General features: G+C 59.1%; 13 protein-coding genes. 6 read left to right on the top strand and 7 right to left on the bottom strand.

Going from position 1 to position 14871, the window contains the following annotated elements:
* Window positions 1-462 precede the first annotated feature (462 nt).
* Both ACA071_RS16810 and ACA071_RS16805 read right to left on the bottom strand, forming a co-directional pair.
* Window positions 463-2304: a DAHL domain-containing sensor histidine kinase gene (locus ACA071_RS16810; protein WP_497640189.1), complete on the bottom strand. Its 1842-nt coding sequence runs from the start codon at window positions 2302-2304 to the stop codon at window positions 463-465.
* 151 nt (window positions 2305-2455) lie between these two features.
* Entirely contained in the window at window positions 2456-2890 is a 435-nt protein-coding gene (locus ACA071_RS16805) for a hypothetical protein (protein WP_497640188.1), read from the bottom strand.
* Between the two features lie 280 nt (window positions 2891-3170).
* Between ACA071_RS16805 and ACA071_RS16800 the strand changes: the two genes are divergently transcribed.
* The 4 genes from ACA071_RS16800 to ACA071_RS16785 are packed head-to-tail and all read left to right on the top strand — an operon-like array spanning window position 3171 to window position 7490.
* A complete protein-coding gene (locus ACA071_RS16800; RefSeq protein ID WP_497640187.1) occupies window positions 3171-4028 on the top strand; it encodes a sugar phosphate isomerase/epimerase family protein in 858 nt (285 codons plus the stop codon).
* A complete protein-coding gene (locus tag ACA071_RS16795; protein WP_497640186.1) occupies window positions 4021-5070 on the top strand; it encodes an isopenicillin N synthase family dioxygenase in 1050 nt (349 codons plus the stop codon). Before ACA071_RS16800 ends, ACA071_RS16795 begins: the two co-directional genes overlap by 8 nt.
* A gap of 25 nt (window positions 5071-5095) precedes the next feature.
* On the top strand, window positions 5096-5893 hold the full coding sequence (locus tag ACA071_RS16790; RefSeq protein ID WP_497640185.1) for a transporter substrate-binding domain-containing protein: 798 nt from the start codon (window positions 5096-5098) through the stop codon (window positions 5891-5893).
* A 49-nt stretch (window positions 5894-5942) separates the two neighbouring features.
* The gene (locus ACA071_RS16785) at window positions 5943-7490 is read left to right on the top strand and encodes an amino acid ABC transporter permease/ATP-binding protein (protein WP_497640184.1); all 1548 of its coding nucleotides are present in this window, start codon (window positions 5943-5945) and stop codon (window positions 7488-7490) included.
* Window positions 7491-7579: 89 nt separating this feature from the next.
* On the opposite strand, the gene ACA071_RS16780 is transcribed toward ACA071_RS16785, so the two are convergent.
* Window positions 7580-8353, bottom strand: a complete 774-nt coding sequence (locus ACA071_RS16780; RefSeq protein WP_497640183.1) for an L-iditol 2-dehydrogenase — start codon at window positions 8351-8353, stop codon at window positions 7580-7582.
* Window positions 8354-8390: 37 nt separating this feature from the next.
* On the bottom strand, window positions 8391-9701 hold the full coding sequence (locus tag ACA071_RS16775; RefSeq protein WP_497640182.1) for an ABC transporter substrate-binding protein: 1311 nt from the start codon (window positions 9699-9701) through the stop codon (window positions 8391-8393).
* A 244-nt stretch (window positions 9702-9945) separates the two neighbouring features.
* On the opposite strand from ACA071_RS16775, the gene ACA071_RS16770 reads away from it, so the two are divergent.
* Window positions 9946-10848 carry a helix-turn-helix domain-containing protein gene (locus tag ACA071_RS16770; protein WP_497640181.1) on the top strand — a complete coding sequence of 301 codons (903 nt, stop codon included), beginning with the start codon at window positions 9946-9948 and terminating at the stop codon, window positions 10846-10848.
* Here the strand turns inward: ACA071_RS16770 and ACA071_RS16765 are convergent.
* The 3 genes from ACA071_RS16765 to ACA071_RS16755 all read right to left on the bottom strand — a co-directional run bounded on the left by ACA071_RS16765 (window position 10845) and on the right by ACA071_RS16755 (window position 13276).
* The gene (locus ACA071_RS16765; RefSeq protein ID WP_497640180.1) at window positions 10845-11384 is read right to left on the bottom strand and encodes a hypothetical protein; all 540 of its coding nucleotides are present in this window, start codon (window positions 11382-11384) and stop codon (window positions 10845-10847) included. The genes ACA071_RS16770 and ACA071_RS16765 overlap by 4 nt on opposite strands.
* Window positions 11385-11433: 49 nt before the next feature.
* Complete coding sequence (locus ACA071_RS16760) at window positions 11434-12237, bottom strand: putative hydro-lyase (protein WP_497640179.1); 804 nt, start codon at window positions 12235-12237, stop codon at window positions 11434-11436.
* Between the two features lie 91 nt (window positions 12238-12328).
* The gene (locus ACA071_RS16755) at window positions 12329-13276 is read right to left on the bottom strand and encodes a LysR family transcriptional regulator (RefSeq protein ID WP_497640178.1); all 948 of its coding nucleotides are present in this window, start codon (window positions 13274-13276) and stop codon (window positions 12329-12331) included.
* Window positions 13277-13539: 263 nt separating this feature from the next.
* Between ACA071_RS16755 and ACA071_RS16750 the strand changes: the two genes are divergently transcribed.
* A complete protein-coding gene (locus ACA071_RS16750) occupies window positions 13540-14823 on the top strand; it encodes an MFS transporter (RefSeq protein WP_497640177.1) in 1284 nt (427 codons plus the stop codon).
* The last annotated feature ends 48 nt before the right edge of the window (window positions 14824-14871 follow it).

The raw sequence follows: 14871 nt of genomic DNA, 5'->3' as shown, positions 1-14871 counted from the left end.
ATATTCGGTCGCAAGCCCAATACTCCGCAACTGACGCTGTTCTATGAACCCGAAAGTGAGCCGATACCTCTCGTCGGTGACGCTGATGAAGAAGCCGTTACACCGACGCGGCATCGTTTTGAGACGGTATTGAGTCGACACGGTATCGATATTCCACGCCAGACCTTGGCACGCTGGATTATCCAGTGCGCGGTTTCCATTTTCTGCTCTTGATACCTCTTGGAAACAAGTCCAGAGTTGAGTCCTTTCCTGCTTTTGCAAGAAAAAAACCCCATTAAATTTCAATGGGTCGGACGCTAGATGAGAGTCTCGTTTCCCGCTCCAAATATAGAAAAGCGCACTCATTGAGTGGCGTTTTTTTTTGCGCGCGTTTTTTGTGGTCGACATTGAAAACAGAGGTTTCGAGTACTCAACCGTGCTGGCTGCCGTTGACTGGGATTTCGGCACCGTTGGGCCAGTTGCTCAATCCGGCAGGCTAATTTTCTCTCCCGCCGCCGGTTGTTCAGTGCCCGGATTGTCTGCCAACTCCAGTGGAATCTCCAGGGTAAACACGGCCCCCAGGTCCGGCCCGTCGCTGTGGACGTTCAAGTGTCCATTCATCTCCACCGCTGCGAGTGCACAGCTGTGCAGGCCAAAACCATGACCTTCCTTGCGAGTGGTGAAACCGTGATTAAAGATACGGGACAGGTTTTCGGCGAGGATGCCTTCGCCCTGGTCCTTGACGCTGAAACGCAATGTTGAATGATCGGTAACGCTGACGCTCAAGGTCATTTCCCGCTGCAGTTCGGTGACCGTGGACATCGCGTATTTGGCGTTGCTGATCAGGTTGATCAGGATCAGCAGCAGTCGGTGTTTGTCGCCAATGATGGTTGGGACCTCCTGGTAGTCCTTGATCACCGTGACGTGGTGGCGGCTCAAGGCGCCGGAGTTCATGCGCAACGCATCTTCAAACAGATTGATGACGTTCAAGGGTTCGACCACCCGGGCCGCGCCGGCGTAGGCCTGCTGAGTGGAAACGATGTCCTTGATGTGATCGATGCTTTTGGTCAGTTGCTCCAGCTCTTCGACGATGCTTGATTGCTCGACAGCGATGGAATCGACCAGTTGATTGAAGTAAAGGGGCAGCAGTTTGCCTTTTTCATCGTGGGTGATGAATTGCCCCAAGTCCTCGGGATGATCGTTCATCATTTTCACGGCTTTACCCAGGCCTAATGTTTTGCTGGTCGACAACCGGCGTGCGATCACATCGGCGGAGACGTTGACGCTGTTCAACACATTGCCGACGTTGTGCAGCACGTTGGTCGCTATCTCTGCCATACCGGCCATTCGGGCGGCATCCACTAGTTCGCGCTCGGCTTCGATCAATTCTCGCGTGCGTTCCTCGACCCGTTGCTCAAGCCGCTCGTTTGCCGTTTGCAGCTCGCCGTTGATTTTATTGATCACGGTATAACTGCGAATCAAACGCGCGGTCAGGTACACCAACAACAAAGCCAGGATGCTGGCGCAAATGGCCAGGTAGATATGGTATTGGCGGTCCTGGGCTTCCGTTCGCCGTTGGGTTTCGTTCAGCAACTCATTGATGCTGTCCAGCTGCTGGGCGACGGGGATCACATTAATCCGGTCGAGCAGGTCATTGACGATGGGTTGCTCGCGCACGATTGAGTTCACATGAGCGACGAAGGTGTCGAACGGTTGGCGGTGCTCAGGAGGGAGCTGACTTATGTAGTGGCTGAGTACGCTCAGTTGGTTGTCGATTTCTCTGGCGTTGTCATTGGAGGCGTACAGGGCGTATTCGAGTGTGGTCAACGTCAGGTTTAATACATTCGCGGAGTGGGTCAGGTATTCAAGCGGTTGTTTGTCGTTGATCTCTTTCAACAAACGTTGAATGTTGTTCTCGACATCGGGTAGGGCGTCAAGGGCAGTACGCAGTACCGTGTTGTGCTCTTTAAATTGATCAACCAGTTGTGTCTTGTTTTTCACCGCGTTCAAGTAGCCCTGGCGGCGATCATTCCATAAGGCAGGCAGCGGGCCGGAATTGTTCAGTTTGTCCAGTTGGTCCCATCGGTTACCGGATTCGGCAGGCGCTCCCAGCAGCAAGCTGCTGTTGATGCCAATTTTTGCCCTGAGGATCTTGACCCCCCAATTGGCATCCAATTGCTTTAATTGACGAACGAAGTCGCGGGATTCGAAATACGTCGACGTCTCATAGGAGTACGACTTGAACAGCAGGAATATCAATGCCGCAAATGTGGTGAGGGCGATGGCCGAGAAAGCGGCCCATTTGTAACTGCTGCGAATTTGCATAATGTTCTTTCGCTCCTTGAAAGTTGAAAATACAGACATCATGCAAATATCAACGTACTCGGATTCTAGTCGTACGCTGGAAAACTGCTCATAAAAACGCCACTCAATGGAGTGGCGTTTTTATTGGCGTGGAACTTGGGCGCAGTGACGTTCAGCCAGCAACTTGTTGCTGTAATTGCAGATTTCCGTCCACGTCCTTGACCAGCCCACTGGCCAGGAACAGCGGCTGCAAACGCTTGTGCAGTTGCGGCTCGACAAACTCCTTGACGGTCGCAAGCGCCAGGCTGCCGTAAACCTCCAGCTCCGCTTTGGTATATGACAGCCAGGCCTTTTTCAGCGCCATCAGCACATCGCTACCGGCGGTAGAGGCGAAGCGGCGGTTGAGCACTTGCCCGTCCAGGTTGAAGGTGTGTTGGTACTCGTAACCGTTCTCGTCACCTTGACTGTCGACGCAGCGGATGCAGGTGCATTGACCGTCGCCGAAGGCTGCGAGCAGGTAGGCGTTGAAGTCCACGACGGGCTTGAGCCCCAGGCGTTTATCATCGACTTCGAACAGATCCCTGGTCAGTTTTTCATCAGTACTCAACGTCAATTCCCTCACAAGTCATGCGGCGTATTTTTACAGCGCAGCACAATAACAGCCGAATGGGGCCTGCGGGCAGTTTTCGGCCCGCGGCCATGTTAGTTCATGAATTTCTGAACTAACTATTTGCTGCAGCCTATTCAATTATCTGTCGACATGGCCTTAGGATCCGCCACACGGGACCGACGCCATTAGAGCAGCAGCCCGCAGCACCCCCTTTTCGACTGCCCAGCAACGCCAACAGCCCAAATAGCTGGTGGCCCGAAGCAGTCGAGAGGAATGCATGAAGCTAGACATTTTCCGTACCTTGTGGGGTTCCACCGCCAGTCATACATCCGCCCTGGATGAATTGCTCGCCGCCGGCTTCGATGGCCTCGAAGCACGTCTGCCGCTGCAGGCCGATAAGCGTGGCGAGTTCCGCGAGTTCCTGCGCAGCAATCACGTCCCCTATATCTGCACCTTGTTCAGTGCCTACGATGTCTTGCCCGATCAAGCGGCCACGCCGGCCCAGCACCTGGCCGACATCGATCACAAGCTGGGACTGGCCGCGGAGCTGACACCCCGTTTCGTCAATTTGCTCGCGGGCAATGACCGCTGGCCCCTGGCGTTGCAGGTCGAGTTCTTTGGCCAAGCCATGGAGCTGGCTACCAAGCATGGGCTGTTCTGCAGTTTCGAAACGCACCGCGCCCGCTCCTTGTACAGCCCCTGGGTGACTCTGGAACTGATCCGCCAACTGCCTGGAATGCGTTTCACCAGTGACATCAGCCATTGGGTGGTGTGCTGTGAGCGATTGCTGGACGACCCGGCCGATGATCTGTCGACCTTCGTCGAGCGGGTGCATCACATTCAAGCCCGGGTCGGCTATGACCAGGGTCCGCAAGTCCCCCATCCCGCCGCCCCGGAATATGCCCGTGAACTCGCGTTTCACCAGCGCCACTGGGAGTCCGTCTGGGCCTCTCAGCTTCAGCGCGGCTACGCCGTCAGCACCCTGACGCCGGAGTTCGGGGCCGACGGTTACCTGCATCACTTGCCGTTCACCAACATGCCGGTCGCCGATCTTTGGGACTTGAATCAGTGGATGGCACGCACCGAGCGCGAACACTTCGACCGTTTTAGCCGTGAAGGAGCCCACCATGAGTAATCCGTCGCCGACCCAGGCCAACTTCAACAGCATCCCGGTGGTGAATATTGCCGGGCTGTTCAGTATCGAACTGGAGCACCGCCTGGCCGTGGCCGAGCAATTGGGCCGTGCCGCCAGTGATGTGGGTTTTCTGTACATCACCGGGCACGGCATCGATCCGGCGCTGATCGAGGGGCTGCGCCAGGCGGCCCGGGATTACTTCGCTCAGCCCCTGGACGCCAAGATGCGCCACTACATCGGCACCTCGGAAAGCCACAAGGGCTTTGTGCCCGAAGGTGAGGAGGTCTATTCCAAGGGCAAGCCGGACCATAAAGAGGCCTTCGACGTTGGCTTCGAAGTGCCGGCGGATGATCCGCTGTTCCTGAGTCGCACACCGCTGCTGGGGCCGAATCACTGGCCCGTCGTTCCGGGTTTTCAGGCCGCTGTACAAAACTACTATCAGGCTGTGTTTGCGCTTGGCCGTCGCCTGTTTGATGGCTTCGCGCTGGCCCTGGGTCTGGAGGAAGGCTACTTCGATGCGCTGGTGACCCGTCCGCCTTCCAAGCTGCGGCTGATCCATTACCCCTTCGACGCCACCGCCGTGGACGCGCCGGGCATCGGCGCGCATACCGACTACGAGTGCTTCACCATCCTGCACGCCGATCAGCCGGGGCTGGAGGTGCTTAACGATCAGGATCAATGGATCGACGCACCGCCCATGCCCGATGCGTTCGTGGTGAACATCGGCGACATGCTGGAAGTCATGACCGCCGGGACCTTTGTCGCCACCGCGCACCGGGTGCGCAAGGTGGCGCAGGAGCGCTACAGCTTCCCGCTGTTTTACGCCTGCGACTACCACACGCTGATTAAACCGCTGCCGGCCTTCATCAATGACGGCCAGGACTATGAGGCGCTGGCGATTGGCGAGCACATGTGGAGTCAAGCCTTGCAGACCTACCAGTACCTGCGCAAACGCGTCGAGAACGGCGAGCTTGAGCTGCCGTCCCACGCCCGCAAGCCATCAAGTTTTGGTCGGCTGAAGAACACCGCCACTCATTCCTAAAAAACAACCAACGGAGCATTCCCTGATGAAATCCCTCTGCGTGTCTACCCGACTGAGTCTGTTCGCCGCTGGCCTGTTCTGCGCCAGTGGCGCTTTTGCCGACACGGCGACCCCCGGTGTGTTGAAGGTCGGTATGGAAATCACCTACCCACCGTTCGAGTCGTACGACGCTAACAAGAACGTGGTCGGCTCCGACCCCGAGCTGGCCCACTCCCTGGCCAAGGCGATGGGCGCCAAGGCCAGTTTTGTCGATACCAAGTTTCCCAATCTGATCAATGGTCTCAACGCCGGGCATTACGACGCGATCATTTCCGGCATGTACATCACCCCTGAGCGCCAGGCCCAGGCACGGACCATCGGCTACGCCAAAACCGGTGCCGCGATCATGGTGCCCAAGGGCAGTGAGTTGAGCCCGAAGGTTCCCGAAGACCTGTGTGGCCTGAAGGTCGGACTGGAGCAGGGCACGACCTGGGTCGGCAAGTTCCGGCAGTTGTCCACGGACTACTGCGTACCGAACAACAAAGGTGCGATCACGGTCAGCGAATACCCCTCGGCGCCCGAGGTCACGCAGGCGCTGCTGTCGAAGAACATTCAGGCGCAGGTGGAAATCGCCGGTGCCGCGCACATGATCGCCGAGCGCACCAATGGCCGAGTCATCGTCAGCTCGCAGCAGCTGGTTTATCCGCAGACCTTGGGCATCTACGTCAAGAAAGACGCCGATGCGACGTATCAGTCGCTGGTCAAGGCGTTGGCCCAGAGCAAGGCCAACGGCGAGTACGCCGCGATCCTGAAGACGTATGACCTGGAACCGGTCTCCGAGTAATGCCTGAAACCGCGCCCCCGGTTTGGGGCGCTGCTTGCGCGAGGTGTCTATGCAATTCGATTGGGCTTACTTTTTTTCGCTGTTTTCCATGGCTGACTTCTGGGCGGCGAGCCTGACCGTCATCGAGCTAAGCACCCTGGCCTGGTTCCTGGGCATGTTGCTGGGTTTTGTCCTGGCATCGGCCAAGCTGTCCAGCTTGCCCTGGCTGCGTATTCCCGCGTCGCTGTATATCTGGTTCTTTCGCAGCATTCCGCTGCTGGTGCTGGTGGTCTTCATCTACAACCTGCCGCAGTTGCTGCCCAGTGCCGGGCCGGTGCTGTCGGTGCCGTTCTATTCCGGCCTGTTGGCGCTGGTGGTCACTGAAGCCGCCTATATGGCCGAAATCCATCGTGGCGGGTTGATCTCGGTCGCGAAGGGGCAGAAGGAAGCGGGGCGTGCCCTGGGGATCGGCCTGTTTGGCCTGCAACGGCTGATCGTCATTCCCCAGGCGTTTCGCATCTCCCTGCCGACGTTGATCAACGAATACATCACGGTGGTCAAGCTGACCTCGTTGATCTCGGTGATTTCCCTGACCGAGCTATTGACGGTCGGCCAGCGCCTGTATGCACAGAACTTCCTGGTGATGGAAACCCTGGCGGCCGTCGGCGTGTACTACGTGCTGATCGTCACGGTGTTTGGCTTCGCCTTGCAGCGTCTGGAACGCTACCTGGATCTGAACCTGCGCACACCACAAACCCTGGAGAGCGCGTCGGTACAGGTGCTGCGTGACAACCTGGCGCCTGTCGCGCCGGGCAAGGTCAACCTCACCACCAAAGGCGCGGCGCCGGCCCTGCAACTGCAGGACGTGCACAAGCGCTACGGCGATCATCATGTGCTTAAAGGCATTGATTTGAAGGTGCACAGTGGTCAGGTGATCTCGATCATCGGTCCGTCCGGTTCCGGCAAGACGTCGTTGATTCGTACCATCAATGGCCTGGAACGCATCGATCAAGGCGAAATCCTGTTGTTCGGGGAGGGCTTCATCAATGCCGAGGATAAACCGGATGGCCGTCAGGTTCGTCAGGGTGTTAGGCGCATCGGTATGGTGTTCCAGAACTTCAACCTGTTCCCACACTTGACGTTGCTGGACAACATCAGCCTGGCCCCGCGTTATCACGGCGGCGGCCGCGTGCTGAGCGAACAACGGGCCTGTCAGCTACTCGACAAGGTCGGCCTGCTGGCCCACGTCCACAAATACCCGCATCAGCTATCCGGCGGCCAGCAACAGCGGGTGGCGATTGCCCGGGCCATGGCCATGGACCCGGACATCCTGCTGTTCGACGAACCCACTTCGGCGCTGGACCCGGAGCTGGTCGGCGAAGTGCTCACCGTCATAGGCAACCTGGCCCGCGAAGGCATGACCTTGCTGATTGTCACCCACGAAATGGACTTTGCCCTGTCGATCTCCGACCGGGTGATCTTCATGGAAAACGGTCGGGTGCAGCTGGATGCATCGCCACAGGCGATCCGTGAGGAGCCTGGCGCTGAACGCGTGCGGCGGTTTATTGGGCTGGAGGTGCCAGAGGAGGAGGGGTGCCTGGTTGGGGCAATGCTTTGATAAGTGTTCACTGGTCAGGGCGATAGTCAGCGAGCGCTCTGCGGGGAAGGGAGGTTTTTCACTGCCCCGACCCCGCTGAGCCGTTGATTTCAACTCATCCAATTACCGCCATCAACGTTATAGGTCTGCGCCACGATGTAATCACTCTCGGCCGACGCCAGGAAGATCGCCATCCCCACGAGGTCCTCCGCTGTCGCCATTCGTCCAAGCGGCACTTCCTGGCCCACCAGTCTTTTCTTTTCCCCGATCGGGCGATTTTCATACTTGGCGAACAGCGCATCGACGCCATCCCAATGCTCGCCGTCAACCACACCGGGCGCGATGGCATTCACATTAATCTTGTGTTTGATCAGGTCAAGACCGGCCGATTGCGTGAGGCTGATCACCGCCGCCTTGGTCGCACAGTAAATTGCGACCAGCGCTTCCCCCCGGCGCCCCGCCTGACTGGCCATGTTGATGATCTTGCCACCATGACCCTGAGCGATCATCTGCCGGGCAGCGGCCTGCAGGGTGAACAGCGTGCCGGCCACGTTGATCGAGAACAGGCGTTCGTAGCTGTCGCGGGAGATCTCCGCGATCGGCGCGAGATCGAACAGCGCCGCGTTGTTGATCAGGATATCGAGCTTGCCGACTTTCTCGACGACCGTTGCGATGGCCGCGTCTATCGAGACTTGACGGGTAACGTCCATCTCGACCGCATAGGCCTGCGGACCCAACTCGGCCGCCGTGGCTTGCGCCCGTTCCAGGTTGATGTCGGCAATCGCGACGGTTGCGCCTTCGTGGATATAGGCTTGGGCGAAGGCCCGGCCGATGCCTCTGGCCGAACCGGTAATGAGGGTGCTTTTTCCTTCCAGACGTTTCATTTTTTTCATCCGTTCGTAAATGCTGAATGTCATGGCTTTATTTGGGATAACCGGCGCGCTTCATCTCACGCTCGGTGCTCTGCTGGGCGTTGGCCAAAGCCTGCTCCACCGACATCTGCCCGGTCAGCGCTGCGGACAATTGCTTGCCGACCGACGTGCCGATGGCCTGGAACTCGGGAATGGTCACGTACTGGATGCCGACGTAGGGCACCGGCTGCATGGACGGGTGCGCCGGGTCGGCGTTCTGCATCATTTGCAACGTGACTTTGGCGAAGGGCGCGGCTTGCAAATAGGCGTCGCTGTAGGTGGACATCCGCGTACCCGGTGGCACGTTGCTGATGCCGTCCTTCTGCGCAACCAACTGGATGTATTCCTTGGAGGTGGCCCATGTCACAAAGGCCTTGGCGGCGTCCTTGTGTTTGGAACTGGTGGGAATGGCCAGCGACCAGGCATAGAGCCAGGACGAACCTTTGTCCGTGACCTGCGTCGGTGCTGCGACGAAGCCGACCTTGTCGGCGACATTGCTCTGGGTCTTGTCCGTGATAAAGGAACCCGCGACGCTGGCATCGACCCACATCGCGCACTTGCCGCTGTTGAACAGCGCCAGGGTTTCGTTGAAGCCATTGCTCGACACACCGGGCGGGCCGTAACGCTTCAGCGTATCGACGTAGAAGTTGGCCGCTGCGGTCCACTCGGGGCCGGTCAGTTGCGGTTGCCATTTCTCGTCGAACCAACGCGCACCGAAGGCGTTGGCCATAGTCGACAGCAGCGCGATGTTCTCACCCCAACCGGCCTTGCCCCGCAGGCACATGCCGTATTGCTCTTTGTCAGGATGGTGCAGCTTGCCGGCGAACTCACCGAGCTGGGTCCAGGTCGGGTGCTCGGGCATGCTCAGCCCGGCGTCCTTGAACAGGTCTGTACGGTAATAAGTGACGGTGCTTTCGCCATAGAACGGCAGGGCATAGAGGGTGTCGTTGATCGAAAGCCCCTGGCGCACCGAAGGAAAGATGTCCTCGAGGTCATAGCCGGCGGGCAGGCCCTTCATTGGCTCCAGCCAGTTTTTGGCAGCCCACAAAGGCGTTTCGTAAGTGCCAATGGTCAGCACGTCGAACTGCCCACCTTGCGTGGCAATGTCGGTGGTCAGGCGCTGGCGCAGGACATTCTCTTCCAGCACCACCCAATTGAGCTTGATGTCCGGATGCGCGGCCTCGAAGGTTTTCGATAGCTTCTGCATGCGGATCATGTCGCTGTTGTTGACGGTGGCAATCGTGACGGTATCGGCGGCCTGGGCGAGCAGGGCGAAGGAAAAACCGGCGGACAGAAACAGCGCGTTGGGCAATATCTTCATGGTGTTCTCCGCTCTGCGGCGTGGGCAGCAGAATCTTTTATTGTTGTAATCCGGGATGGCGAAGCGATTACACCAGCTCCCCACGGGCCTCACAAATCAACGGCACACGCCCGACTGATACTTTTTTAACCGTACGCAGCAGCGGCAAAAAAGTATCAGTCGCCACCGATCATTGCGCTAGGCAACCCACACGCCTTAGTGTGAATCTTGCTTGACCTACAACAATAAGAAGGACGCGACAGTGATGAGCCCGTACGCCACCGCGGACAAGCAGCCCGCGCTCGAAGTCATCCTCAACGAGCCGCAGCACAGTTTTCGCTGGTATCAGCACGATTATCCGTTCGACCTGGCGCGCTGGAATCATCATCCCGAGTTCGAAATCCACTTGATTCGCGAAGGCAGTGGCCGGCTGTTGGCGGGTGACTACATCGGCCTGTTCGACGCCGGGCATGTGGCGCTGATCGGCCCCGGCCTGCCGCACGACTGGATCAGCGATCTGGGGAAAGGCGAGGTGATCGAGGGGCGTGATGTGGTGTTGCAGTTCGATGGTCAGGCGTTGATGCAACTGCGCAACCTGGTGCCTGAACTCAATGAGCTGCAAGGCCTGTTCCGGCAAGCGGCTCAGGGGATCGAGTTCAGTGGTGCGACCCGCAAGAAAGCCGCCGACCTTCTGGAGCAGATCGGCCGCAGCCAGGGTTTTGCGCGGTTGTGCCTGTTCCTGGCGTTGCTGCAACTGCTGGCCTCGGCGCCCGACAGCCAACGCAAGACCCTCGCCAGCCTGCAATACGCGCCGATGCTCGATGCCTTGACGGCCCAGCGCATGAGCATCGTCTTCGACTACATCCTCAACGACCTCGCCGATGAGTTGCGCCTGTCCGTCATCGCCCAGCGCCTGGAAATGAGCGAACCGGCGTTCTCCAAGTTCTTCAAACGTGCCACCGGCCACACCTTCGTCGACCTGACCCGCAAACTGCGCGTTCAGCGGGCCTGCCGTTTACTGGCGCAAAGCAGCCTCAGCGTTGCCAACATCTGCTTCGAAGTCGGCTATGCCAACCTGTCGAATTTCAATCGGCACTTTCGCCATGAAATGCAGGAGACGCCGAGCGAATATCGGCAGCGGTTGCAAAGGGCGGTGGTGGCCGGTTAACGCATCCGGGCCGTCACGTACTGGATCACTGCCTGAAGCTCACCTGAATCCGGCGCATTGCTCACGGCTGCTTCCGACCGGCACCATGGATAGTCCAGCGTTGATACCCAATCCATGATCATGGGCAGAGAGGTCGCGGGCAGGGTTTCCATGTGCTCGATGGTGATGGTCAGTCGCTCGACCCGTCTCGACTCAGCCTCGAACTGCCAGTCATACACACCGCAACCGACACGGGCTTCGCCAGAATTTTTATCGGACATCGCGACCAGCCATTGGCATTGGAACGTGTTGGCATCCGCCTCAGGTGGGGTTCCCAGGCAAAACGTGTAAACGTTCTCGAAAGTCTGGCCAAAACGGCTGACCAACACCTCGCCGATGGCCTCGCGGCCTTCAACATGGGCGGGAAACGAGATTGAACCCGTGTTGACCACCATGTTGAGGATGGCGTCGGGCGTAAAGGCCTGGCGCAGCAGGTGAGGGCGGTTGCCGTCTTTGGCGTTTATGTACTGTTGAATCGATAGCTGAGCGGTGTTCATCGTGTATCCATCGCGTCCATATCAAGTTGAGAACCGCCTCGTCCGAGGCTCAGACCGCACTATTCCATAAATCCGTCACCAGCATGCAACCCGGTGCATGGGTGATGCACAGCGGTGGACGTGAGGCTTGCACCACCGATTGCGGTGTCACGCCGCAGGCCCAGAACACCGGGATTTCGTCGGCGGCGATGGGGACGGCGTCGCCGTAATCCGGCGTGTCCAGCGAGTGGATGCCGATCAACGCAGGATCGCCGATGTGTACCGGGGCGCCGTGGACGTTGGGCATGCGCGCCGTGATTTGAATCGCCTGGATTGCCGCGGCGGCTTTCATCGGGCGCATGCTCACCACCAGTTTGCCACTCAGGCGAGCGGTAGGGCGGGTGTCGATATTGGTCTGGTACATGGCGACATTGCGCCCCAGGTCGATGTGTTTGAGGGCGATGCCGGCATCCAGCAGCGGTTGTTCGAAGGAGAACGAGCAGCCAATGGCGAAGGCGACCAGATCGTCTTGCCACAGGGACTCGATGTCCAGCGGCTCGTCGCTCAATTCACCATGGCGATAAACCCGGTAGCGCGGCACGTCATGGCGGATATCAATGGCGGTGCCGAGGTTGCGGAAAAACGGATCCCCCGGCTCGGTCACGTCAAGCAACGGGCAGGCCTGACGATTGAGGGTGCAATAGCGCAGGAACTCGTTGGCCCAATCGCTGGGCAGAATCACGATATTAGCTTGCACCCGGCCCTGGCCGAGGCCGCTGGTGTGACCCTGATACTGCCCGGCGGCGATGCTTTGGCGCAGGGCCAGGGGGGCGCGCTGCTGCAATTGTTCGAAGGACAGGGCTGGCAGGTTCATCACGGCATCTCCACAGGTTCGTGGGTTCTTTTTAGAAAACCGTGGCGATGCCGTCCAACTAGGAATGTTGTTACCCCCAGACAACTAAAAGTTATTCGAGCGGTCGTCGACTGTTCAGACCCGGTGCAGCGACCATGCGTTGCGGGCCGACATCAATCGCGTATTGGCCAACCACTTGGCGACTCATGTCGACAATGCTCTCGATCAGTTCCAGGCCGACGCCGGCGCGCCACGAGGCCACGACATCCAGTTGCGGCAGGCGCGTGCCGGGTTCCAGTTGAATCAGCTCGCCGCTGGCCAGGGGCTTGGCCACCAGCGCTGCCGGAAGCGCGCCAATGCCGAAACCGTCACGAATCAGCCGGGTCATGGCCGACACCGAGTTGACACAACTGACCCGCGGCGCGCTGATGCCATGGGCGTGCAGCAGGTTGAGCACATCCTGATGCGGGCGCGAGTGTTTGACGAAGGTGATGATGCGCTCACTGGCCATTTCGATCAGCGACGCATAGGGCCGGGCATAGATCGAGTTGCTCGCGGCGATCCAGTGCATGGGGTAATGCGCCAGTTCGAGGTTGCGCACGCTTTCGTGGCGGATCAGGTCGGTCTGGAACACGATGTCGAGGTAGCCCTTTTGCAGTTGCTCGCACAGATTGCGTGCGGCGTCGGCGGTGATCTCGATTTCCACGGCGGGGAACGTCTGCATCAGGGTCGACATCAACGGGCTGAGCCAGGTGTGGATCACCGTGTCCATCACACCGATACGCACCAGGCCCTGCTGCGGGCTGGTGTTGTCCAGCGAGTGTTTCAGCGCGCGCTGGACCTCAAGCATTTGCTCGGCATAGTCGAGCACCTTCAGGCCTTCGGGCGTCAGCGAAACGCCGCGTGAGTCGCGCACGAACAGGCGCAGGCCCAGCTCCTCTTCTAGCGAAGCGATGCGGCTGGAGATCGCGGCCTGGGTGCTGAACATTTTCTCGGCGGTCAGGCTGAAGCTTTGCAGGCGGGCGACCCAGACGAAGGTTTCGAGGAATTTGAGGTTCATGGCGGCTCTCTTGGCGCTTGTGGCTCTTATGAAGAGGACAGGTTGCAATTGTTACTCCAGAACCGCCCATTGAGCGCATCAAATTTTCTTATGCCTTACCTCGCTTTTTTCCCGTTTGACGCCGCTGAGCCTCGACGCGAAGAATCCGCTCCACGACGCAGGTCACTGCGTCCGCTCCCCAACGACAACGCCTTCACAAAAAAATAATGAGGCGTGTCCGTCATCTTCGCTTGCTGCCGCAGGAACCTCCCATGGAAAAAACCATGACTGACCACGTGCCTATCGGTACGGGCCGCACCGGTCCGTTCAGCTGGTATGGCCCCTTGTCGAAAAATGAAAAACGTACCTTCTGGAGTTGCAAGATCGGCTATGCCCTGGACGGCATGGATACGCAAATGCTGAGTTTCGTGATTCCGACGCTGATCGCCACTTGGGGCATCTCCAAGGGCGACGCCGGACTGATCGGCACCTGCACGCTGCTGGCCTCGGCGGCAGGCGGTTGGGTTGCCGGGATTTTGTCCGACCGCATCGGCCGGGTACGGACTCTGCAACTGACGGTGTTGTGGTTCGCGTTCTTCACCTTTTTGTGTGGCCTGGCGCAGAACTACGAGCAATTGCTGGTGGCCCGGACCTTGATGGGCTTTGGCTTCGGCGGTGAATGGACGGCAGGTGCGGTGTTGATCGGCGAGGTGATTCGCTCACAGGATCGCGGCAAAGCGGTGGGCATGGTGCAGGCGGGTTGGGCGTTGGGTTGGGGGATGACGGCGTTGCTCTATGCCGGGCTGTTCAGCTTCCTGCCGCCGGAAGAAGCCTGGCGAGCGCTGTTCATGATTGGCTTGGTGCCGGCGCTGTTTGTGTTGGTGATTCGTCGGTTGGTCAAGGAGTCGGACACCTTCGAGCACGCCCGGCGTGAGCGCAAGGCCAAGCCAGAGCAGGATTCACCGTGGGCGTTCTTCGACATCTTCGCCCCACGGATGCTCAGCACCACCTTGCGCGCCTCGTTGTTGACCACCGGCGCGCTGGGCGGCTATTACGCGATCACCACCTGGTTGCCGACCTACCTGAAAACCGAACGCGGCCTGAGCGTGCTTGGCACCGGCGGCTATCTGGCCATGGTGATCGTCGGCTCCTACATCGGCTATGTGACCAGTGCGCTGCTGACCGATGCCATCGGGCGCAAGAAGAACTTCATCCTGTTCGCCGTAGGGTCCATGGCGATTGTTCTGGCCTACACCCAACTGCCCATCGATAACACCTGGATGCTCTGGTTGGGCTTTCCGCTGGGCTTCTTCGCCTCGGGCATCTTTGCTGGGATGGGGGCGTTTCTGACCGAGTTGTTTCCGACCCGCATGCGCGGTTCGGGCCAGGGCTTTTGCTACAACGCCGGGCGCTCCATCGCCGCGCTGTTCCCGCTGTTCATCGGTGCGCTGAGCGACACCTTGCCCATCGGCACCGGAATCGGTGTCTTCGCCGCCGGAGCCTATGGCGTGGTGATTCTGGCGGCCTTGAGCCTGCCGGAAACCCGTGGTCGACAACTCGAACCCTGAGCCCCGGACACGTCTGGGCAGCGTTGCCCGGACGTCGCTGACAACCTG

It is taken from the genome of Pseudomonas sp. LBUM1646, from assembly GCF_059716165.1.
This window is presented reverse-complemented; position numbering and strand designations above follow the sequence as displayed.

Coding starts and splice junctions, on each gene's coding strand:
- ACA071_RS16750 (WP_497640177.1), top strand. CDS start 13,540: ATGACTGACCACGTGCCTATCGGTACGGGCCGCACCGGTCCGTTCAGC.
- ACA071_RS16765 (WP_497640180.1), bottom strand. CDS start 11,384: ATGAACACCGCTCAGCTATCGATTCAACAGTACATAAACGCCAAAGAC.
- ACA071_RS16770 (WP_497640181.1), top strand. CDS start 9,946: ATGAGCCCGTACGCCACCGCGGACAAGCAGCCCGCGCTCGAAGTCATC.
- ACA071_RS16780 (WP_497640183.1), bottom strand. CDS start 8,353: ATGAAACGTCTGGAAGGAAAAAGCACCCTCATTACCGGTTCGGCCAGA.
- ACA071_RS16795 (WP_497640186.1), top strand. CDS start 4,021: ATGAGTAATCCGTCGCCGACCCAGGCCAACTTCAACAGCATCCCGGTG.
- ACA071_RS16775 (WP_497640182.1), bottom strand. CDS start 9,701: ATGAAGATATTGCCCAACGCGCTGTTTCTGTCCGCCGGTTTTTCCTTC.
- ACA071_RS16800 (WP_497640187.1), top strand. CDS start 3,171: ATGAAGCTAGACATTTTCCGTACCTTGTGGGGTTCCACCGCCAGTCAT.
- ACA071_RS16810 (WP_497640189.1), bottom strand. CDS start 2,304: ATGCAAATTCGCAGCAGTTACAAATGGGCCGCTTTCTCGGCCATCGCC.
- ACA071_RS16760 (WP_497640179.1), bottom strand. CDS start 12,237: ATGAACCTGCCAGCCCTGTCCTTCGAACAATTGCAGCAGCGCGCCCCC.
- ACA071_RS16790 (WP_497640185.1), top strand. CDS start 5,096: ATGAAATCCCTCTGCGTGTCTACCCGACTGAGTCTGTTCGCCGCTGGC.
- ACA071_RS16785 (WP_497640184.1), top strand. CDS start 5,943: ATGCAATTCGATTGGGCTTACTTTTTTTCGCTGTTTTCCATGGCTGAC.
- ACA071_RS16755 (WP_497640178.1), bottom strand. CDS start 13,276: ATGAACCTCAAATTCCTCGAAACCTTCGTCTGGGTCGCCCGCCTGCAA.